This window comes from Paracoccus sp. DMF-8 (assembly GCF_029309835.1).
GTDB lineage: Bacteria > Pseudomonadota > Alphaproteobacteria > Rhodobacterales > Rhodobacteraceae > Paracoccus.
In genome coordinates, this window is sequence record NZ_JARJHL010000003.1 from 12,854 (window position 1) to 34,895 (window position 22,042).

The 22,042-nt window shown below is 63.9% G+C and carries 18 protein-coding genes and 1 pseudogene; 11 read left to right on the forward strand and 8 right to left on the reverse strand.

Annotated features, from left to right (window positions below; genetic code table 11):
• Window positions 1-25: 25 nt before the first annotated feature.
• The 6 genes from PE067_RS00695 (at window position 26) to PE067_RS00720 (ending at window position 6,571) form a co-directional block, all read left to right on the forward strand.
• Window positions 26-1,249 carry a saccharopine dehydrogenase family protein gene (locus PE067_RS00695; protein ID WP_276187371.1) on the forward strand — a complete coding sequence of 408 codons (1,224 nt, stop codon included), beginning with the start codon at window positions 26-28 and terminating at the stop codon, window positions 1,247-1,249.
• 135 nt (window positions 1,250-1,384) lie between these two features.
• A complete protein-coding gene (locus PE067_RS00700; RefSeq protein WP_276187372.1) occupies window positions 1,385-2,644 on the forward strand; it encodes an AI-2E family transporter in 1,260 nt (419 codons plus the stop codon).
• A 75-nt stretch (window positions 2,645-2,719) separates the two neighbouring features.
• Entirely contained in the window at window positions 2,720-3,715 is a 996-nt protein-coding gene (locus PE067_RS00705; RefSeq protein WP_276187373.1) for a GlxA family transcriptional regulator, read from the forward strand.
• 121 nt (window positions 3,716-3,836) lie between these two features.
• Complete coding sequence (locus PE067_RS00710) at window positions 3,837-4,289, forward strand: hypothetical protein (RefSeq protein ID WP_276187374.1); 453 nt, start codon at window positions 3,837-3,839, stop codon at window positions 4,287-4,289.
• Window positions 4,290-4,292: 3 nt separating this feature from the next.
• Window positions 4,293-5,285 carry a hypothetical protein gene (locus PE067_RS00715; RefSeq protein WP_276187375.1) on the forward strand — a complete coding sequence of 331 codons (993 nt, stop codon included), beginning with the start codon at window positions 4,293-4,295 and terminating at the stop codon, window positions 5,283-5,285.
• A 44-nt stretch (window positions 5,286-5,329) separates the two neighbouring features.
• Window positions 5,330-6,571, forward strand: a complete 1,242-nt coding sequence (locus PE067_RS00720; RefSeq protein ID WP_276187376.1) for a hypothetical protein — start codon at window positions 5,330-5,332, stop codon at window positions 6,569-6,571.
• A 101-nt stretch (window positions 6,572-6,672) separates the two neighbouring features.
• On the opposite strand, the gene PE067_RS00725 is transcribed toward PE067_RS00720, so the two are convergent.
• Window positions 6,673-6,822: a hypothetical protein gene (locus PE067_RS00725; protein ID WP_276187377.1), complete on the reverse strand. Its 150-nt coding sequence runs from the start codon at window positions 6,820-6,822 to the stop codon at window positions 6,673-6,675.
• A gap of 87 nt (window positions 6,823-6,909) precedes the next feature.
• Window positions 6,910-8,136 (reverse strand): argininosuccinate synthase, encoded by a 1,227-nt coding sequence (locus PE067_RS00730; RefSeq protein WP_276187378.1) that lies wholly within the window; start codon window positions 8,134-8,136, stop codon window positions 6,910-6,912.
• A gap of 250 nt (window positions 8,137-8,386) precedes the next feature.
• Between PE067_RS00730 and PE067_RS00735 the strand changes: the two genes are divergently transcribed.
• Both PE067_RS00735 and ilvA read left to right on the forward strand, forming a co-directional pair.
• Window positions 8,387-8,749: a hypothetical protein gene (locus PE067_RS00735; RefSeq protein ID WP_276187379.1), complete on the forward strand. Its 363-nt coding sequence runs from the start codon at window positions 8,387-8,389 to the stop codon at window positions 8,747-8,749.
• Window positions 8,750-8,805: 56 nt separating this feature from the next.
• A complete protein-coding gene (ilvA, locus tag PE067_RS00740; protein WP_276187380.1) occupies window positions 8,806-10,047 on the forward strand; it encodes a threonine ammonia-lyase IlvA in 1,242 nt (413 codons plus the stop codon).
• On the opposite strand, the gene PE067_RS00745 is transcribed toward ilvA, so the two are convergent.
• Window positions 10,010-10,450, reverse strand: a complete 441-nt coding sequence (locus PE067_RS00745; protein WP_276187381.1) for an Hpt domain-containing protein — start codon at window positions 10,448-10,450, stop codon at window positions 10,010-10,012. The two genes, ilvA and PE067_RS00745, sit on opposite strands and share 38 nt — an antisense overlap.
• Before the next feature lie 136 nt (window positions 10,451-10,586).
• Between PE067_RS00745 and PE067_RS00750 the strand changes: the two genes are divergently transcribed.
• Window positions 10,587-11,852 carry a fused response regulator/phosphatase gene (locus tag PE067_RS00750; protein ID WP_276187382.1) on the forward strand — a complete coding sequence of 422 codons (1,266 nt, stop codon included), beginning with the start codon at window positions 10,587-10,589 and terminating at the stop codon, window positions 11,850-11,852.
• Here the strand turns inward: PE067_RS00750 and PE067_RS00755 are convergent.
• The 3 genes from PE067_RS00755 to PE067_RS00765 form a co-directional block, all read right to left on the reverse strand.
• A complete protein-coding gene (locus PE067_RS00755; RefSeq protein ID WP_276187383.1) occupies window positions 11,840-12,307 on the reverse strand; it encodes an NUDIX hydrolase in 468 nt (155 codons plus the stop codon). The two genes, PE067_RS00750 and PE067_RS00755, sit on opposite strands and share 13 nt — an antisense overlap.
• Before the next feature lie 34 nt (window positions 12,308-12,341).
• Complete coding sequence (locus PE067_RS00760; protein WP_276187384.1) at window positions 12,342-13,364, reverse strand: AbrB family transcriptional regulator; 1,023 nt, start codon at window positions 13,362-13,364, stop codon at window positions 12,342-12,344.
• 81 nt (window positions 13,365-13,445) lie between these two features.
• On the reverse strand, window positions 13,446-14,666 hold the full coding sequence (locus PE067_RS00765; protein ID WP_276187385.1) for an acyl-CoA dehydrogenase: 1,221 nt from the start codon (window positions 14,664-14,666) through the stop codon (window positions 13,446-13,448).
• 204 nt (window positions 14,667-14,870) lie between these two features.
• Here PE067_RS00765 and PE067_RS00770 point away from each other — a divergent pair, with 204 nt between their 5' ends.
• Window positions 14,871-15,914, forward strand: coding sequence for a P1 family peptidase (locus PE067_RS00770; protein WP_276187386.1), 1,044 nt, complete (start codon window positions 14,871-14,873; stop codon window positions 15,912-15,914).
• 503 nt (window positions 15,915-16,417) lie between these two features.
• Window positions 16,418-17,923: an NAD-dependent succinate-semialdehyde dehydrogenase gene (locus PE067_RS00775; protein ID WP_276187387.1), complete on the forward strand. Its 1,506-nt coding sequence runs from the start codon at window positions 16,418-16,420 to the stop codon at window positions 17,921-17,923.
• Window positions 17,924-18,294: 371 nt separating this feature from the next.
• Here PE067_RS00775 and PE067_RS00780 read toward each other — a convergent pair.
• Window positions 18,295-20,204: pseudogene (locus PE067_RS00780) on the reverse strand (ABC transporter ATP-binding protein).
• A 364-nt stretch (window positions 20,205-20,568) separates the two neighbouring features.
• Window positions 20,569-21,744 carry an elongation factor Tu gene (tuf, locus tag PE067_RS00785; protein ID WP_276187388.1) on the reverse strand — a complete coding sequence of 392 codons (1,176 nt, stop codon included), beginning with the start codon at window positions 21,742-21,744 and terminating at the stop codon, window positions 20,569-20,571.
• Between the last annotated feature and the right edge of the window lie 298 nt (window positions 21,745-22,042).

Here is a 22,042-nt window from a genome sequence, read left to right on the forward strand (position 1 = left end):
GTTCAGCCACAGAAAGGAGACTGAATTGGCCAGAAACGTTCTCATCATCGGCGCCGGCGGCGTCGCTCAGGTGACAGCGCATAAGGTTGCGCAAAACGCGACCGAGTTCGGCACGCTTCATATCGCCAACCGGACGCAGTCCAAGGCGGATGACATCATCGCCAGTATCAAGGCCAAGGGTCACAAGGCGGAATTCACCAGCCATGCGCTGGACGCGATGGACAGCGATGCGGTCGCCGCCCTGATCCGCAAGGTCGATGCGCAGATCGTCATCAATGTCGGTTCGGCCTTCATCAACATGACCGTTCTGGAAGGCTGCATCCAGACCGGCGCCGCCTATCTGGACACCGCGATCCACGAGGATCCGGCCAAGGTCTGCGAAACCCCGCCATGGTATGCCAATTACGAATGGACCCGGCGCGAGGATGTCAAAAAGGCCGGCGTCACCGCGATTCTGGGCATCGGCTTCGACCCCGGCGTGGTGAATGCCTATGCCCGTCTGGCCGAAGACGAATATTTCGACAGCATCGAATCCATTGATATCGTCGATATCAACGCCGGTTCGCATGGCCGCTGGTTCGCGACGAATTTCGACCCGGAAATCAACTTCCGCGAATTCACCGGCACCGTCTATTCGTGGCAGAATGGCGACTGGCAGACCAACAAGATGTTCGAGGTGGGCCGCGAATGGGACCTGCCCGTCGTCGGCAAGCGCACCGCCTATCTGTCCGGCCATGATGAGGTTCACAGCCTGTCGGCCCGCTATCCTGCCGCCGATGTGCGGTTCTGGATGGGCTTTGGCGAGCATTACATCAACGTCTTTACCGTGCTGCAAAACCTGGGCCTTCTGTCGGAACAGCCCGTGAAAACCGCCGAGGGGCTGGAGGTCGTGCCGTTGAAGGTCGTCAAGGCGGTGCTGCCCGATCCCGCCAGCCTCGCCCCCGATTACGAAGGCAAGACCTGCATCGGCGATCTGATCAAGGGCAGCCGGGACGGCAAACCGGGCGAGGTCTTTATATACAACGTCGCCGACCACAAGGACGCCTATAACGAGGTCGGCAGCCAGGGCATCAGTTATACGGCGGGCGTGCCGCCGGTCGCCGCCGCGATCCTGGTTGCGCGTGGCACCTGGGACGTCAAGAAAATGGTCAACGTCGAGGATCTGCCCGCCCGGCCCTTCCTTGAACTGCTGGGCACGCTTGGCCTGCCGACGCGGGTGATCGACGCAAGCGGCGATCACGCGATCTAGGCCCCCCCTTTCCAGTCGCACCGAGGGCCGGTCGGGACATGCCTGACCGGCCCCTTTTTCAACTTGCGCGCCCCCGCCCCGGAACTGCGCGCCCACCATGGCGTTGCGATTGAGCCAACTGGTTTTGGGGGCTCCATGCCTTATCCTGATCGGGACGATCCACATCTGTTTCCGATTTCCGCTGATGCCGAAGCGCGTCCCGGCAAGGTTCCGGGCTGGGCCGTCATCGGCATTTTCGTGATCCTGCTGTTCTTTTTCATCGCGCAGGCGCGCGGCTTTCTGATGCCGGTGACCCTGGCGGTTCTCCTTTTCTTTGTCTTTGTTCCCTTTCGCCGCTGGATGGAGCGCATGGGAATCGGTGCGACCGTCACCGCCGCCGTCGTGACCGTCGGGCTGGTCATCGGCGTCATCGGCGTGGGCTTTGCCATTTCCGGACCAATCCAGCGGATGGTCGCGATTGCGCCTGAAATCTCGGCCCGACTGGAGGCGCGAATTTCCGAATTGCGCGCCAATTTCCACGGGCTCGAGGAGGCGGCAGCCAAGCTTGACGAACTGTCGGGCAGCGGCACCAAGCCAGAGGCCGAGCCTGTCGCCGCCGGACCCGGCCAGCACCGCGTCACCGGCACCATCACCACCGACCCGACACCGCAGGAACCGAACCCGGCCGATCAGCAGATCAACGTACAGGTCACCTCGCCCTCGGTCAGCTCGACCCTGATGGGCGCGCTGTCCTTTGGGCCGGAAATCGTCGGACAGATCATCTTTACCCTGTTCATGCTGTTCTTCCTGCTGGCCTCGGGGGATCTGATGTATCTGAAGATCGTGCAAAGCTTCGACACGATGCGCGACAAGCGCGGCGCCTATCTGGCACTTCGCGAGATCGAGGACAGCCTGGGCACCTATCTGGGGGCGATCACGCTGATCAACGCCTGTCTGGGCGCGATCATGGGGATGGCGATGTGGGCATGGGGAATGCCCAGCCCGCTGTTGCTGGGTTTGGCCTGCTTCCTGCTGAACTATATTCCCTATCTGGGACCGATCGCGGGGGTGGCGATTGCCTTTGTGGTGGCACTGATGGTCCAGCCGGACATCTGGACCGCATTGATGATCGCAGGCACCTATTGGCTGATCTGTGGGATCGAGGGGCAGCTTATCACGCCCTTTCTTGTCTCCAGCCGGCTGGAGCTGAACACGGTCGTGGTTTTCCTGACCGTCGCACTTTGGGCCTGGCTATGGTCGATCCTGGGCATGGTCGTCGCGGTTCCCATGCTGGTCGTCCTGCGCGTCCTGTCGGCGCATATACCCAGCATGCAGAAATTCGGGAACTTCCTGGCCGGAGAGGATCCGCCCGCGATCACCGAAGGTGACGAGGAGCCGCAACCCACGGTCACATAGTCCATAGAATTATCGCAATGCGGATTGCGGCGTGATATAGCACCATTGCGTCAGTGCTTATCAGAGAATCACGACATGACCACGACACCCGCGCCACGGCTTCGCATTGGTTTCATTCTCGCCCCGCGCTTTACACTTTCTGCCTTTGCGAATTTCGTCGATGTGCTGCGGTTGGCGGCAGATGACGGGGACGGATCGCGGCCGATCCGCTGCAAATGGACGGTGCTGTCGCATGACATGTCGGCGATCCAGTCCTCTTGCGGGTTGCGCATCCAGCCCGAGGAGCGATTGGGCGATCCATCGCGGTTTGACTATATCGTCCATGTTGGCGGGCTGATTGATGCGGGCAGCCGTCCCAGCCCGGAAATCGTCGCATTTTTGCGCAGCGCGGCCCAGGCACGTGTTGCGTTGATCGGGATCTGCACCGGGGTTTTTGCACTGGCACGCTCGGGTTTGATGGACGGATATCGCTGCTGCGTGAGCTGGTTTCATCATCAGGATTTTCTGGCCGAATTCGAAAAGATGCAGCCGGTTTCGGACCAGATCTTTGTCGTCGACCGTGACCGGTTGTCCTGTTCCGGCGGCGTCAGCGCGGCGCATCTGGCCGCCTTTCTGGTCGATCGCCACATCGGCCGCGCGGCGGCGCGCAAAAGCCTGTCGATCATGATGATCGACGAGGCGCTGACCGGCGACCGCCCGCAGCCCGGCCTGCCGCTGGAGCTGACCGCCCGCGACCCGCTGGTCCGCCGCGCGCTGCTGGCCATGCAGCAAAACCTGCACGCGCCCCTGTCAGTCGCCCGTATCGCCAAGGATCTGGGCGTCGGCCGCCGCAAGCTGGAGCGCCATTTCCGCGCCGATCTGGGTATCCCGCCTGCGGATGCCTCGATTCGAATCAGGTTGGGTCAAGCGCGGATGTTGCTGGGTCAGACCGGCCAGACCGTCACCCGTATCGCCGAGGAAACCGGCTTTTGCGACGCCTCGCATCTGATCCGGGTGTTTCGCGAAAGCGAGGGCACGACCCCGGACCAATGGCGCCAGCAGCAAGGCGTGACTGGCGAAAGCGCCGCCTGACCGCCCCGGAAACCCGCCTCGCATGACCCGCCTCTGGGCCGTTGCTTGGCGCCGGAACGCAACGCCCTGAAACCTCTCTGATAATGGCTGCGCCTTTCGGACAGAGTTTCAGGAGCAAGTCATGCCCAACAAAGCCACAGTCAGCGGCATCCTGATGGATGCCACCCTTGCCCCCGTCGCCGAGGGCAAGATCATCGCCACGCTGCACGGATCGGATGTTTTCGACAATGGCCTGCGCATCGTCACGCAAAAGGTCGAGGCGACGACCGACGCGGCGGGCGCATGGTCGCTGGATCTGATCGTCAATGGCGAAGGCGACAGTGCCGCGACGACCTGGACCATCGAAGGCTACAACCAATATGTCGCCAAGGTCTTTGAGGTGAAATCGCTGTTCATCGCAACGGATCAGGCGATCACTCTGGGCGATCTGGAAAAGACCAGCCCGCAGAACCTGAAAGCGGCGCAGGCCGCTGGCGTGTCGCGGCTGATCGTGGTCGATGATTTCCGCGAATACGAAGACCTGCCCGCCAGCCAGAAGCGCGCCACCGATATCGTTCTGGTCAAGGGGGCCTGAGCGATGACCGTCACCATTCACCCCGATATCGCAAGGCGCCTGTTCGACGGCGTCGCTGCGGTCCATTTCGGCGCGGATTCCGCGACCCTGCTGAACGCGCAGGGCGAAACGCTGGCGATTGGCGAAGCGCCGCTGCCGCCCGTGGTCGTCAACCAGCCCTCGCTGCAACCGGCATCGGCGGCGCTTGGCGACAGCGTCACCGTCAATCTGGGCAGCGCGACCGGGCGCCCCGCCCCCGAGGTCGCATGGCAGCTGACCCTGAACGGCGCGAGCGTGACCGAACGCGTCGACGAATTCATGGCCATCGAACTGTCCGAACCCGGTCTGTATGAACTGCTGGTCACCTGGACCAATATCAACGGCACGACCGAGACCGAGATCATCGGCCTGCTGGTCGAACAGGCCGTCGCCCGCGACATCGACTATACGCAGGCGCTGCTGTATATCGACGCCTCGACCCCGATCGAGGGCACGGACAGCGCCGTCACGGCAATCAATGCCATCGGCGCGGCGCAGGCGCGGCTGATCGCCACCGGCAGCGGCAACCCGGTCCAGCGCAATGAACAGGGCTTTGTCTTTGACAACGGGATCTGGCTGCAATCGCAGAACCTGACCAATCTGGCCGCTGGTGACGGGGTTTTCGCGGTGGTCGATTTCACGGTCACGGCAGCCGCGACAAGCGGCGGGCAGGTGCTGAACGGCGCGGGCAGTCGCATCAGTTTCAGCAACGAAGCGGGGCAGTTGCGCGCCTCGGCTGCGGATGACACAAACCTGAACGTGAACGCGGGCGCAACGCCCTATGGCACGCGCGTCGTTCTGGCCGGGCGGATCGACGACCTGCTGGACAGCTTTGACCTGATCAATGCCGCAGGCGCGACGGTTGCGACCAGCTTCGTCAACACCGACCCCAATCCGACGCGCTTCAACTGCGGGCGCTATCTGATCGGCACGATCCACCGCATCGCCATCTTTGGCCGGTCCGAAGGCGGCGCCTAGCCCTATACGATGGAGGAAATCCACGCGGATTTTCGGGTGGGGGCGTGACGGCCCCCAGACCTTCCGTCACAACGCTGGAACTGCTGCCCGCCTATGGGCAAAGCGAAAACCGCCCCTCGCGCAGCGCCGAGGCATTGGCGCCACTGGACGCGGCGACCACGAACCAGATGTATTTCACCTATGGGCTGGTCGATGCCGATGGCGCGATGCTTGGCCCCGCGGGTGCGGCGATCAAGGCGATTGACCAGCAGGTTCCGGCCAGCGGCTTCATGACGGCAGCGGCGCTTGGCAGCGTCTCGCCCGCCTATGCGTTCCAATATGCCCGTGCCGCCCGTTGGCGCGACGGCGGGGATGTGCAGCGGGGCGCCGTCATCGCGGACCACGGCAGCGGCGGGCGCCGGATCGAGGAATTCCAGCCCGACAACCCCACCCCCTGCGGGCGCAACCAGATCTATTGGCTGCGTGAAAGCGCAAGGCTGGCGGCCAGTTTCGGCACAGGTCTGCACTGTCCCTATGTCTTTGCCTTCATCGGGACCTCGGCCAAGACGCAAAGCGCGGCGGATTTCCGCACCGCCTTCAATGCCGCCCATGCCCCGCTGGTGGCCGAGGTCGAGGCCCTGACCGGCACCACGCCGAAACTGGTCATGGTGATGAACGGCAGCGACGTGCGTTCGATCGGGGATGTCTATGCGACGCCTTCGGCCCAATACCGGCTGGCGATGGAACATGGCGCGCTGATGGGCACATGGCAGCGGATCTATCCGATCAACGACCGCAACATCCATCTGGACCCGCAGGAAAAGGTGCTGATCGGCGAAACCTGTGCCTGGGCGGCCGAGATCGACGAGGCGGGCGGCCCGTGGAACATCACCTATGCGGTCGCAAAGGCCGGCGATACGGTGACGGTAAGTTTCGATCTGCGTCCCGGAGAGGTGCTGCTGAACCGCCCCGATCTGTATGACGCCTATGGCGGCCCCGCGACCTGCCCGAATTTTGGTTTCGAGGCAGAGGGCGGCATTCTGGCAGCGATCCCGGATTTCGGCGGGAACACGGTCACGCTGACGCTGGCCGACCCGGCGGCAAGCTGGCTGCGCTTTGCCCATCAGTTGCAGGACTGCATGGATATGGTGGACGAACAGGGCTATGCGATGTCCGCCCATCGCAGCACGCTGTTCGGTTCGGAAACCCGGCCAAGCCGCTTCGTCCCCGGCCAGACCCTGTGGCGCCCCCTGCCCGGCTTTCGCGGCACATTCAGCGGGGATGCCTTTACCGCCGAAGGTGGCTGAGCACCGACCCGCTGAGCGCCGCCCCGCCCGATCACAACATGGCAAGGCCGCGGACATCTTTGCGTCCGCGGCCTTGCCGAATATCTGTGCACCATCCTGCGTTACCCCGCCCGAGGCCCGGGACGGGCCAGTTCGCGCGGCTTCATCTGTCTGGTCGCCGTCGTGGACCGGTGCTTACGGCGGGTGCCGGCATCGAAACTGTCGGTCTCGCCGGTGGCCGAATTCTGCATCGCGGTCGCCTGATCGACCATATCCAGCCGGTCATGCGCGATCCGGCAACCAGCGCGCCTTTACCGCGCCCGAACGAAAAGGCCGCAGTTTCCTGCGGCCTTTCGAGATCATTTGAACTTCGCGTTGCGGTTGCCGATCAGTTTCAGCCGCAGGGCGTTCAGCTTGATAAAGCCCGCCGCGTCCTTCTGGTCATAGGCACCGGCGTCGTCTTCGAAGGTCACATGCTTTTCGGAATACAGCGAATGATCCGACCAGCGGCCCACGCAGGTGACCGAACCCTTATACAGTTTCAGACGCACGGTGCCGGTGACGTGTTCCTGGCTTTTGTCGATCAGCGCCTGCAACATCTCGCGTTCGGGGCTGAACCAGAAGCCGTTATAGATCAGTTCCGCATAGCGCGGCATCAGGCTGTCCTTGAGGTGGCCCGCGCCGCTGTCCAGGGTGATCTGTTCGATGCCGCGATGCGCCTCGAGCAGGATGGTGCCGCCCGGCGTTTCATAGATGCCGCGCGACTTCATGCCGACGAAACGGTTTTCGACGAAATCCAGCCGCCCGATGCCATGCTTGCGGCCATATTCGTTCAGATCGGTCAGGATGGTCGCGGGCGACAGCGCCTGGCCGTTGATCGCCGTGGCATCGCCGCGTTCAAAGGTGACCTCGATATATTCGGGGGTGTCGGGCGCATCCTCGGGGTTGACGGTGCGCTGATAGACGTAATCCGGCGCCTGTTCGGCGGGGTTTTCCAGCGCCTTGCCCTCGCTGCTGGTGTGCAGCAGGTTCGCGTCGACGCTGAAAGGCGCCTCGCCGCGCTTGTCCTTGGCAATCGGAATCTGGTTCTGTTCGGCGAATTCGATCAGTTTCGTGCGGCTGGTCAGATCCCATTCGCGCCAGGGCGCGATGACCCGGATCGACGGATCCAGCGCATAGGCGCTGAGTTCGAAACGCACCTGATCGTTGCCCTTGCCGGTCGCACCATGCGCCACGGCATCGGCGCCGTGCTGATGCGCGAGTTCGACCAGACGCTTGGAAATCAGCGGCCGCGCGATCGAGGTGCCCAGCAGATACAGCCCTTCATACAACGCATTGGCGCGGAACATCGGGAAAACGAAATCGCGGACGAATTCCTCGCGCAGATCCTCGATATGGATGTTTTCCGGGGCGATGCCCAGCAGTTCGGCCTTGGCGCGGGCCGGTTCCAGTTCCTCACCCTGCCCGAGATCGGCGGTAAAGGTGATGACCTCGCAGCCGTATTCGGTCTGCAGCCATTTCAGGATGATCGAGGTGTCGAGCCCGCCCGAATAGGCAAGGACGACTTTTTTCGGCGCGTCGGTCATGCGGTGAACCCTTCTGCGAATTTTCGCAGGGAATAGGACCATTCGCGCGTTGTCACAAGAGGAAGGGTGAGATCATCGCCGGATCAGGCGCCTTCGCATCCCGGCGTCATCTGCCTCGCCGTCGCTTCCGGGCCGCGAACGACTTGACTGATACAGCCGAGGAGCGCAGGATTTTCGTACCGTTAACGCGATCCGGAATCATTCCCAAGGCGACGGGAATGCGCCCCCCTGTTCAAAGGGAGAGACCAGGATGATCGTTCAGGAAACCTGCGATCTTTGCGGTGGCTACGGCACCGATTCCAAGCGGCGCGAATGCCTGAAATGCTATGGGCTGGGCAAGGTCGAAAGGCGGGTGCCCGATCCGCCGCGCCCGAAGAAACGGCGTGCCAGCGTCCAGCCCGGTCCCTCCGATCTGGTGAGGCTGATCCAGATGGCGCTGTTCGGCGCTGTCGCCTATTATTGCCACGCGCGCTGGGGCAATCCGCAGGCGCAGGAGCCCTGGACGCAATGGATCCTGCCGGTCGCCGCGGGGCTGGTGGCGGCCGCGCTGTGGCAGATCATCGCGACGCTGGCCGCCATCACGCTGGGCTATGTGCTTTTCGTTGCCGATTAGCCCCGGCGCTGCAAGTCCGCTTGCCAAATCCACCATTTCGCGCCATGGGCAGCAACATGGAAAACTTTGCCGCTTCTGTCCGCCAGGCAGAGCTCGCCCTGCGCGACCTCTTCGAGCCGACCCCGCTTCAGAAAAACGACCACCTCTCGGCAAAATACGGGGCCGAGATCTGGCTGAAACGCGAAGACCTGACGCCGGTGCGCAGCTACAAGCTGCGCGGCGCCTTCAACGCCATGCGCAAGATCGTGGCGACGCGCGGCACCGGGCATTTCGTCTGCGCCAGCGCGGGCAACCATGCCCAAGGGATCGCCTATGCCTGCCGCCATTTCGGGGCGCAGGGGACGATCTTCATGCCGGTGACGACGCCCCGGCAAAAGATCGACAAGACCCGCATCTTTGGCGGCGGCGCGGTCGAAATCGTGCTGACCGGGGATTATTTCGACCAGACGCTGGCGGCGGCGCAGGAGTTCGCCCGCCAGCAGGACGCGATTTTCCTGTCGCCCTTCGACGACCCGGACATCATCGAGGGTCAGGCGACCGTCGGCCATGAGTTGCTGGAACAACTGGGCACCGCGCCCGATCTGATGGTGATCCCGGTCGGCGGTGGCGGGTTGTCGTCGGGGCTGGCGCGGCTGATGGCCGAACGCGCACCGGGCACCGAACTGCGCTTTTCCGAACCCGAAGGCGGCACCAGCCTGCGCGCGGCCCTGCAGGCGGGCGAACCCGTCACCCTGCCCACCGTGGACAATTTCGTCGATGGCGCCGCCGTCGCGCGGATCGGCGCCCTGCCCTTTCAGGAGTTGAGCCGCTTTGCCCCCGATCAGGTTCTGGCCGCGCCCGAGGACCGCATCTGCCGCACCATGCTGGACATGCTGAATGTCGAAGGCATCGTTCTGGAACCGGCCGGGGCGCTGGCCATCGACGTGCTGGACGATCTGGGCGATATCCGGGGCAAGCGCGTCGTCTGCATCTGTTCCGGCGGCAATTTCGATTTCGAGCGCCTGCCCGAGGTCAAGGAGCGCGCCCAAAGGTTCGCGGGCCTGAAACGCTACTTCGTCCTGCGCCTGCCGCAACGCCCCGGCGCGCTGCGCGATTTTCTGGAACTGCTGGGGCCGGATGATGATATCTCGCGCTTTGAATATCTGAAGAAATCGGCGCGCAACTTCGGTTCCGTCCTGATCGGGATCGAAACAAGCCGGCCGGAAAACATGGCCGCGCTCTGCGACAGGTTGGACGCCAAGGGCTTTGGCTATCGCGACATCACGCACGACCAGATCCTTGCAGAGCTGTTGATCTGACCCTTTCGGCGCAGCCCTGTTCGTCGCCGTTCCGTTCGGCGCGGTCCCGGTCGGCGGGCGCGCTGCGGCACCTCTGGTCCAGATCGCGGATCAGCAGGCGCTTGCTGTCGGCATAGACCGTCAGCACGTCGTCGATACAGCCCTGTGGCAGCGCCCGGCCTTCGGCCAGCGCCTCCAACCGTTCGCAAAGCTGACTGAGGCAGCGAAAGCCCAGGCTGCACGCGCAGCCCGTCAGAAAATGCAGATCGGCGACGGACTGATCGCGATCATTGCCCGGCAGCCGAAAGACAACGGTTTCGATTTCGTCCAGAAACAGTTCCAGAATCGGGCGAAATTCGGCGTCGCCGACATCTCCCCGCATCTCCAGCACCCTTTTCCAGTCGATCATGTCCGAATGCCGCATGTTCAATCCTGTCTTCCCCGCACCCCGGCCGCGCGACCTGCGCGATGGGCATGCCTAACACCCGACAGGTTAGCATCGGGTTAAGCCGGCCACGCCGCTTAACATCTTGTTTATCGCATGGGCGTATTCCTGCGTCATGTCGCAAGCAGATCGCAATTTACCCAATTCCCCGGCACCGCCTTCCGCGCGGCTGGTTCTGCTGGTCAGCGACAGCCGCGCGCAACGGCGGATGATCGCGATTCAACTGGACCGCGCGGGCTATCACGTCAAGGAAGCCGGATCCGCGGATGAGGCGATGGGTTTTTTCCTGCGGGAACAGCCGGATATCGTGATTTCGGACTGGATCATGCCGGGGCGTTCGGGGCTGGACCTGTGCCGCGACCTGCGGGCGATCAACACCGGGCAATACAGCTATTTCATGCTGCTGACCTCGAAATACAGCAAGGATGACATTGCGCAGGGCTTCGGCGCCGGGGCGGATGAATTCCTGATCAAGCCGGTTTCCGGGGCGGAACTGCTGGCCCGGCTTGGGGTGGCGGAACGCATCCTGAAGATGGAACAGCAGTTGCGCAAATCGAATGCGGAACTGCAGCGGGTGATCGGCAGGCTGTCGGATGCCCAGGCCGCCATGGACCGCGACCTGAAAGAGGCGCGGGCCCTGCAACAGCGCCTGATCCGCGAAAAAAGCGAACAATATGGCGATTTTCAGCTTTCGTCGCTGATGCGCCCCGCCGGCCATATCGGCGGCGATATGGTGGGGTTCTTTCCGATCAACGACCGCCGGGTCGGGATCTTTGCGGCGGATGTTTCGGGGCATGGCATCACCTCGGCGCTTCTGACCGCGCGGCTGGCGGCGCAGCTTTCGGACACGACCGACCAGAATATCGCGCTGCGCATCACCGATCTGGGCCTGTTCGACGCGCTGCCCCCGCGGGAACTGGTCAAGGCGCTGAATACCCAGCTTTTGAACGAATTGCGCATAGATGCCTATTTCACCATGATCTACGGCGAACTGGATTGCCTGTCGGGCAGACTCAGGCTGGTGCAGGCGGGCCATCCCCATCCCTTCGTCCAACGCGCCGACGGGCGGCTTGAAAAGATCGGCAATGGCGGGCTGCCGGTCGGGATCTCGGATCATGCCGCGTTCGAGCAGATCACCATCGACCTCGGGCCGGGCGACAGGATCTTCATCGCTTCGGACGGGATCACCGAATGCGAATGCCCCGGCGGCCAACCGCTTGGCGACGAAGGGCTTTGCGCCATCCTGCAAACCAATGCGACGCTGCGCGGAAACACCTTTCTGGAATCGCTCAGCTGGTCCGTGCAGACCTATACCAGCGGGAACAGGATCGACGACATGTCGGCGGTGCTGATCGAACGCCTGCCCGCTCAGCCGGGATAAAGCGGCCTTGCCGATGCCGCCCTGCCCAGCACCATCTGCGCCATCGCGCGCGATCCGGGGTCGCGCAACAGCCCCGCCACGTCGCGACAGGGCACCCAGATCGCGGAATGGCCCGGCTCTGACGGGGCGGCCAGCCGGCAGATCGGACGGGCCAGCCAGACATGACAGATCTTTTCGGCGAACCAGCCGTAATCGGGCAGAAAGCAATGGCGGCGGAACGTGCCGATCCGGCGCAGGGGCCGGATGCGCCAGCCGGTTTCCTCGATCACCTCGCGATGCAGCCCGGCGATTGCGGATTCCTTCGGCTCGATCCCGCCGCCGGGCAGCTGGTAATCGGGTTCGGGAAAGTCCTGCAGCGTCATCAGCACATGTCCATCGCGGATCAGCAGCGCATAGGCGCCGGGTCGCGGGCGATAGGACTGGCCGGGCCGGATCGTGCCATATCGCGGAATCATCGCGCCTCCGGTTTCAGACTGATGTGCATCGCCCCTATCTTCCCCAATGAAACAGCCGCGCCATGACCGGAGCGCCAAGGATCACGATCACCAGCCGCAGCAGGTGATGGGTGATGACAAAGGGCAGATCGGCGCCGATCACCAGCGCCAGCACCGCCATTTCCGCCTGACCACCGGGGGCGAAGGCCAGAAAGGCCTCGACCCCGGGGGCAAGGCCCATCAGCATCACGGCCTCGGCAAAGATCAGCGAGACTGCGGCAAGGATCAGGCAGAACACCATGCCCGCCGCGACATCGACCCGCAATTCACGCGCCGTGACCCCGGTATATTTCGACCCGACCGAGATCCCGATAAAGAACTGCGCCGCCATGATCGCAATCGCAGGCGGGCTATGTTCGATCAGGCCGGCCAGCGACATCACCGCCGCGACGACCATCGGCCCGATGATCGAGGCGCCGAAGATCCCCAGCCTTTCGGCCAGCTTCCAGCCGCCGATCGCGGCGACGACCATCAGCGCCATTTCGGTCAAGGGGATTTCGGACAGCGACTGGCCAAGCGCCCCGTCCAGCGGTCGCTGATAGATGTAATGCATGATCAGCGGCACGGCAGTCACGATGACCAGGATCCGCGTCGCATGCACCAGCGAGACAGCGCGCATATCGGCCCCCGCCTCCTGCCCGAAAACCATCATGTCCTGCAGCCCGCCGGGCATGGCGCAGTAATAGGCGGTCGGCCCGTCAAAGCCGCAGATCCGGCGAAAGAACGGATAGCCGATCACCCCGATCACCAGAATGAACAGCGGCACCAGCGCCGCCGACATCGCCATATCGGGCAGGCGCCCGACCAGTTCCGGCGTGATCGTGCTGCCGACGGCCACGCCCAGAATGGTGCGCAAGGGCGCGCCGATGCTGCGCACCCCGCTCATCCTGACGCCGCAAAGCCCGGCGATCAGGCAGGCAAACAGCGGCCCCAGCAGAAAGGGCAGCGGCAGGGCCAGCAGCAGAAAGCCCGCCACCCCGGCTGTCGCCAGCCCGATCGTCACCACCGCCGTTTTCATCGCCGCTCCCTGCATCTGGGCCCCTGCATCTGGGCGCGAAAATGTCGGCACGGCTGCGCGGGCACAAGCCCGAATCGCGCCTCAGAAAAACGCCTGCGACCCGGTCACCGCGCGCCCCAGAATCAGCGCGTGAACATCATGCGTGCCTTCATAGGTGTTGACGGTTTCCAGATTGACCATGTGGCGCATGACCTGAAATTCTTCGGAAATTCCGTTGCCGCCGTGCATGTCGCGGGCCGCACGGGCGATGTTCAGCGCCTTGCCGCAGTTGTTGCGCTTGATCAGGGAAATCATTTCCGGCGCGGCATTGGCCGCGTCCATCAGCCGACCGACCTGCAGCGCCGCCTGCAGGCCAAGCGTGATTTCGGTCAGCATATCGGCCAGTTTCAACTGGAAAAGCTGGGTCTGGGCCAGCGGCTTGTTGAACTGCCTGCGGTCGATCCCGTATTGACGGGCGGCGTGGAAACAGAATTCGGCCGCCCCCATCGCCCCCCATGCAATGCCATAGCGGGCGCGGTTCAGGCAGCCGAACGGCCCCTTGAGCCCTTCGACATTCGGCAGCAGGGCGTCATCTGCAACCTCGACATTCTGCAGGACGATTTCGCCGGTGACAGAGGCCCGCAGGGACAGTTTGCCCTCGATCTTCGGGGCGCTCAGGCCGGGCGTGCCCTTGTCCAGCACAAAGCCGCGGATCTTGCCGCCATGCGCCTCGGATTTGGCCCAGACCACGAAGACATCGGCGAATGGCGCGTTCGAGATCCACATTTTCGACCCGTTCAGCACATAGCCGCCATCGATCTTGCGCGCCGTGGTGCGCATCCCGGCGGGGTCGGATCCGGCATCGGGTTCGGTCAGGCCAAAACAGCCGATCCATTCACCCGAGGCGAGTTTCGGCAGGTATTTCCGGCGCTGATCCTCGGTCCCGTAGGCATGGATCGGATACATGACCAGCGAGGATTGCACCGACATCATGCTGCGATAGCCGCTGTCCACGCGCTCGACCTCGCGGGCGACAAGGCCGTAGCTGACGTAACCCGCGCCAAGCCCGCCGTATTCCTCGGGGATGGTGACGCCCAAAAGACCCATCGCGCCCATTTCGCGAAAGATTTCCGGGTCGGTCTGTTCGTTGCGATAGGCGGCGATGATGCGCGGTTGCAGCCTGTCTTGCGCATAGGCATGGGCGGCGTCGCGCAAGGCGCGTTCGTCCTCGGTCAACTGGTCATCCAGACGCAGCGCATCCTGCCAGTTGAAGGTGGACAGGTCCGGGCGATCCTTGGGCTTGAGCGAAGGGGTCTGTGTCATCTGCATCCCGTTTCTGCTGGATATGTCGGTTCGGACCAGCCTAGCCCATTCATTCGGGGTGGGAAACGGGTGGGCTTGGGTCGGCGAGGCGCGGAATCGTCGTCGCCCCTGCCGATGCCGCCGCCAGCCTTGCCAGATCGCGCCACATGTGCAGGGCTGTCGGCACCACAAGGACAGGGCGAAACAAGGACAGGGCGGATCAGGATGCGACAGGGAAAGCTGAACCTCATCACCGATGTTCCCGGCCTGATGGTCGGCAATGCGCAGGATGACGCGCTGCGGTCGGGGGTCAGCGTGCTGCTGGCCGAACGGCCCTTTGCCGCGGCGGTCAAGGTGCTGGGCGGCGCGCCGGGGACGCGGGAAACCGACCTGCTGGCCCCGGACAAGCTGGTGCAGCAGGTCGATGCGCTGGTCCTGTCCGGTGGCTCTGCCTTTGGGCTGGATGCCTGCCGTGGGGTTGTCGATGGGCTGCGCGCGGCGGGTCGCGGCTTTGCCATCGGTCCGGTGCGCGTGCCGATCGTGCCCGGTGCCATCGTCTTTGACCTGCTCAACGGCGGGGAAAAGGATTGGGCGGCGAACCCCTATCCGACGCTTGGCCGTCGCGCCCATGATGCGGCGCGGCGCGAATTCGCCATCGGCACGGCGGGCGCGGGCACCGGCGCGCTGACCCATCAATGGAAGGGCGGGCTGGGGTCGGCCTCTGCCGTGATGGACAGTGGCGTGACCGTCGGGGCGCTGGTCGTGGTCAATGCGCTTGGATCGGTCACCGCGCCCTCGGGCGATTTCTGGGCCGCGCCGTTCGAGCTGGATATGGAATTCGGCGGGCGCGGTCTGTCCGGTCCCTTTGACCCAGCGCACGAGCCCTTTCCCGCCAAAAGACTGGGCGAATCGACGACAATCGCCATCATCGCCACCGATGCCGATCTGGACAAGGCGGGCCTGCTGCGCATGGCGACCGCCGCCCATGACGGCATGGCCCGCGCGATCCAGCCCAGCCACACGCCATTCGACGGCGATCTGGTCTTTGCCGCCTCGACCGGCGCGCGCAAGCTGGCCGATCCGGCGGTGGACAGCTATCTGCTGGGCCATGCGGCGGCCTGCGTCCTGTCCCGCGCCATCGCGCGCGGCGTCCATGCCGCCAGCCCTCGCCCTGGCGATCTGCAACCCTGCTGGCACGACAGGAACGGCCAGGCGCCGGCTTCATGCGCGGCTTCGGGCTCGGTGGATGCTTCGGGATCGGCGCCATAATCGCGCAGCATCCGCGTCACGTTCGCCTTGACCGCGCGCAGGCGGACATGGACCATATCGTCCTCCCATGTCTCGAACTGGTCGGAAATGCCGACGCTTTCAAAGCTGGGATAGTAATCGACGCCCGGAAAGCGGCCGATCGCGACCTCGGCCGCGATTTCGAATAGCTGTTGGCGACCAGCACGTCCTTGTCGGTAAAGGTCCGTTGCAACGGAATGGGCGAGACGGCAACCATGATCTTTTGATCCGCCGGGCCATTGGCGCGGATGCGTTCCCGCTGTCGGCGCTGCCGCCTTCATGCATCAGGCAGATATTCCAATTGGCTGATGAAAGGCGCTTGCCACGACATCACGGCTGCCCCTGACCGGGTTGCGGCGGCCGTTCCGCAAGGTCGGGGCAGGTAGCAGCGCGCACCCCCGGCTTTTTCGGAAACTGGACATGGCGCGGCGCCCGTGATCCAGTCGGCGCATCAACCCGATGCAGATCACCGACAGGGGAACGCCATGACCGCCAATGCAACCCAGGACCTGCGCGCCACGCTGCGCGACCCTTCGCTGCTGGAAACCCGAGGCTACGTCGCGGGCGAATGGATCCATGCCGGGGACGGCGCGACCTACGACGTGACCAATCCCGCGACCGGACAGGTCATCGCGCAGGTCGCCGACCTGTCGCGCGCCGACGCCACCCGCGCCATTGCCGCCGCCGAACAGGCGATGAAGGGCTGGGCCGCCCGCACGGCCAAGGAACGCGCCAACATCATGCGCAAATGGTTCGACCTGATGATGGAACATCAGGACGATCTGGGCCGCATCCTGACCGCCGAACAGGGCAAGCCGCTGGCCGAGGCCAAGGGCGAAATCGCCTATGGCGCCAGCTTCATCGAATGGTTCGGCGAAGAGGCCAAGCGCATCTACGGCGAAACCATCCCCGGCCACCAGCCCGACAAGCGCCTGACCGTGATCCGCCAGCCCATCGGCGTGGTGGGCAGCATCACGCCGTGGAATTTCCCGAATGCGATGATCACCCGCAAATGCGGCCCGGCGCTGGCGGCGGGCTGCGGTTTTGTCGGGCGCCCGGCGTCCGAAACGCCGCTGTCCGCGCTGGCGCTGGCCGTGCTGGGCGAACGCGCGGGCCTGCCTGCGGGGATCTTCAGCATGATCCCGTCCTCGCGCTCTTCCGATATCGGCAAGGAGTTCTGCGAAAACCCCGCCGTGCGCAAGCTGACCTTTACCGGCTCGACCGAGGTCGGCCGCATCCTGCTGCGTCAGGCCGCCGATCAGGTGATGAAATGCTCGATGGAACTGGGCGGCAACGCGCCCTTCATCGTCTTCGACGATGCCGATCTGGATGCGGCGGTCGAGGGCGCGATGGCGTCGAAATACCGCAACAACGGCCAGACCTGCGTCTGCGCCAACCGCATCTATGTGCAGGCGGGCGTCTATGACGAATTCGCCCGCCGCCTTGCTGCGGCGGTGGACAAGCTGCGCGTCGGCGACGGCATGCAGGACGGCATCACCACCGGCCCGCTGATCAATCAGGCGGCGGTCGAAAAGGTGCAGGAACATATCGACGATGCGCTGGCAGGCGGCGGCCGGGTCCTGACCGGCGGCAAGCGGATCGAGGGGCTGTTTTACGAACCCACCGTCATCACCGGCATCACCGACGACATGAAGGTCGCGACCGAGGAAACCTTTGGCCCCCTTGCCCCGCTGTTCAAATTCGACACCGAGGAAGAGGCCGTCGCCCGCGCCAATGCCACGATCTTTGGCCTGGCATCCTATTTCTACGCCCGCGACATCGGCCGCATCACCCGCGTTCAGGAATCGCTGGAATACGGCATCGTCGGCGTCAACACCGGCATCATCTCGACCGAGGTGGCACCTTTCGGCGGCGTCAAGCAATCCGGCCTTGGCCGCGAAGGCAGCCGCCACGGGATCGAGGATTATCTGGAAATGAAATATATCTGCCTGTCGATCTCAGCCACCAGCCCGTCCATCCCCTTGCAGTAATCGACCGGTTCAGAGGCCAGACAGAACAAGACCAGCTTTGCACTGGGTCGAATGCCGGGCTGGGACAAGGCCCATTCGGTCGCATCAAAACTCATGGCGCGCGCCTCGCGCAAATCGCCAACGGTTGGGCGTATGCCCGCAGGAAGCGCGGGCGGCTAGGCACAACAGGGCGGCGGCCCCACACTGGCGCATGCGCCTTGCGGCCCCGAGGCGCGGAAAAGCGAGGCCTGGGAAAGTTATCAGGTTCGCGCTTTGCTTCCGTTATATCCCGATAACGGAGATCGAGTAATTTTCTGATTTATTTATAAATTTTCTAACCTTGAAAACCGATGCCCCACTAGCCGAGCTAAACTCCCAAGCCGCGCGCCTGATTACGGCAGGATCGCCTCGCGATCAAAAGGGAATGCAGGCGCGGACTGTCTTTCGTCACCCGGCGCCCCCTCGCCCGTCAGGAAACCGCCCGACTGGCGCGACCACAGCCGCGCATAGATGCCGCCCAGGGCCAGCAATTCCTGATGGGTGCCCTGTTCGACGATGCGGCCGTCATCCATGACGATCAGCCGGTCCATCTGGGCGATGGTGGACAGCCTGTGCGCGATGGCGATCACCGTCTTGCCCTGCATCAGCCGCAAAAGCTGGCCCTGAATCGCTGCCTCGACCTCGCTGTCCAGCGCACTGGTCGCCTCGTCCAGAATCAGGATCGGCGCATCCTTCAGCAGCACGCGGGCGATGGCGATGCGCTGGCGCTGGCCGCCCGACAACTTGACGCCGCGTTCGCCGACATGGGCATCAAGACCGCGCCGCCCGTGGCTGTCGACCAGCCCGCCGATGAAATCCAGCGCCTCGGCGGCGCGGGCGGCCTCGATGATCTCGGCCTCGGTCGCGTCGGGGCGGCCATAGGCGATATTGTCGCGGACCGAGCGGTGCAGCAGCGAATTGTCCTGCGTCACCATCCCGATCGAGGCGCGCAGGGATTCCTGCGTCACCTGCGAAATATCCTGCCCGTCGATCAGGATGCGGCCGCCGGTCAGGTCGTGGAACCGCAGCAGCAGGTTGACCAGCGTCGATTTGCCCGCGCCGGAACGCCCGACCAGCCCGATCTTTTCACCGGGCCGCACGGCCAGATCCAGATCGCGGATGATCGTGCGCGGCGCGGCATGGCGGTCCGAATGATAATGGAAGGTCACATGATCGAAACGCACATCCGCCGGCCCCTGGGCAGGGGCCTTGCGCCGGGCGCGTCCGTGACCAGTTGCGGCACCGACAGGCTGCCGATGCCGTCGCGCACCGTGCCGATGTTTTCGAACAGCCCCGCGAATTCCCACATGATCCAATGCGACATGTTCCCCATCCGCATGGCCAGCGGGATGGCGATGGCGACCGCGCCGACCTCGACCCGGCCCGAGACCCACAGATACAGGCCAAGCGTCGCGACCACCCCGATCAGTCCCGAGTTCAGGGTCGACAGCGCGACGTTCTGGATCGAGGCCAGACGCATCTGCCGATGCACCGTCCCCAGAAATTCATCCATGCTTTCACGGGCATAGGCCTCTTCTCGCGCGGAATGGGAAAACAGTTTGACGGTGGTGATATTGGTATAGCTGTCCACCACCCGGCCCGTCATGGCAGAGCGCGCATCCGCCTGATCCGCCGAAATCCGGGCGATCTGCGGAATGATCCACCACAGCAGAAGCCCGTAGACCAGCCCCCAACCGGCAAAGGGCAGCGCCAGCCAGAGATCCATCGTCGCCGCAAGAATCAGCGAGCCGATGAAATAGACGCCGACATAGACCAGCACATCGGTGAATTTCATCGCGACCTCGCGCACGGCCAGCGAGGTCTGCATCAGCTTGGCCGCGATCCGGCCCGCGAATTCTTCCTGGAAATAGCTCGTCGACTGGCCAAGCAGATAGCGATGCGCCGTCCAGCGGATACTTTGGGGGTAATTGCCCATCAGGGTCTGGTGCATGACCAGCGAAAACAGCAGTTGCAGCACGGGCAACAGGACAACCAGAATCGCGCCCATCAGGATCAGACGCCCGCCCTCGACCTGCCAGAAACTGCCGCGATCGGCGCTTGCCAGACGGTTCACCAGATCGCCCAGATAGCCGAACAGCACGACCTCGGCCACGGCGATGGCGGCGGAACAGGCGGCCATGACCAGCATCCACGGGATCGCGCTGCGCGAATAATGCAGGATGAACGACCACATGCCGCGCGGCGCCATGCGCGCGGGGTGGTCGGGATAGGGATTCAGCCGGCGCTCGAACCAGCGAAACATGGGGTCCGTCCTGTCTGTCGTTTCAACCCGCCAAAGCGGTCGCGCGAACCGCCCCTTATGCCCGGCTTCGACGAAATTGGCCAGAGGTGACGGGGTTCGGGCGCGGGATTTCACCCGTTGTCAGCGGCACCATTGGCGAAATGGATCGGGGCCCGCAGCAACGGGCGTCGTGACAGGTTTTCATCCGTGGTCCCCGTGCAGGTTTCGGGCTGCACCTGCCGACAACGCAGCCACCGCTGGCCTGACAATGAAAAACCCCGCCAGATGTGGCGGGGTTTGTGTGATGTGAAGGTGGGGTGAAACCCCACCCTACCCCTGCCGCACCGTAGGTGGGGTTTCACCCCACCGCCACAAGCGCCGCAGGTCACTCGATGATTTTCGACACCACGCCCGCACCGACCGTGCGGCCGCCTTCGCGGATCGCGAAGCGCAGTTTCTCTTCCATCGCGATCGGCGCGATCAGCTCGACCTCGAACTTCAGGTTGTCGCCCGGCATCACCATTTCCGTGCCCTCGGGCAGCTTCACCGTCCCGGTCACATCCGTCGTGCGGAAGTAGAACTGCGGACGGTAATTCGCAAAGAACGGCGTGTGGCGGCCACCCTCTTCCTTCGTCAGGATATAGGCCTCGGCCTCGAACTTGGTGTGCGGCTTCACCGAACCCGGCTTGCACAGCACTCGGCCACGCTCGACACCGTCACGGTCGACACCGCGCAGCAGCGCGCCGATGTTGTCGCCGGCTTCCCCGCGATCCAGCAGTTTGCGGAACATTTCCACGCCCGTGCAGGTCGTTTTCTTGGTGTCGCGGATCCCCACGATTTCCAGCTCGTCGCCGACGTTCACCGCGCCACGCTCGACCTGGCCGGTCACGACCGTACCGCGGCTCGAGATCGAGAACACGTCCTCGATCGGCATCAGGAACGGCAGGTCGACCGCGCGCTCGGGCGTCGGGATGTATTCGTCCACCGCGGCCAGCAGCGCACGGATCGAGTTTTCCCCGATTTCCGGATCCCGGCCTTCCAGAGCGGCCGTGGCCGAGCCCTTGATGATCGGAATGTCGTCGCCCGGATAGTCGTAGGAGGACAGCAGTTCGCGCACCTCCATCTCGACCAGTTCCAGCAGTTCCTCGTCGTCAACCTGGTCGACCTTGTTCATGTAGACGACCATGTAGGGGATGCCGACCTGACGGCCCAGCAGGATATGCTCGCGCGTCTGCGGCATCGGGCCGTCGGCCGCGTTCACCACCAGGATCGCGCCGTCCATCTGCGCCGCGCCCGTGATCATGTTCTTCACATAGTCCGCGTGGCCGGGGCAGTCGACATGCGCATAGTGACGGCCTTCGGTCTCATATTCCACATGAGCCGTCGAGATCGTGATCCCGCGGGCCTTTTCCTCAGGCGCGCCGTCGATCTGGTCATAGGCCTTGAAGTCACCGAAATACTTGGTGATCGCAGCCGTCAGAGTCGTCTTGCCGTGGTCAACATGGCCGATCGTCCCGATGTTGACGTGCGGTTTCGTACGTTCAAACTTTGCCTTTGCCATCATGGCCTCCTATCGGGGGGGCCTGCGCACCTAAGCCCCCATGAAACATTCGCCGCGACTTATAAGTGTGTGGGGGAAAAATCAAGGGCTGGCGGGGCAATCGCCGCACGAGTTTTGCTTGCGGGAACTCCCGTCCCGGCCAAGAGTTGAAAGACGCAGCCGGTTCGCGGCCGCTTGGGCGCCTGCCTGACACAAAACCAGAGGGGATTTCGACCATGAGTCTTGTCAAGACACTGGCCCGCGTGGCGGCTGGCGTGATGCTGGCCAAGGGCATCGGATCGGTGATGCGGAACACGCA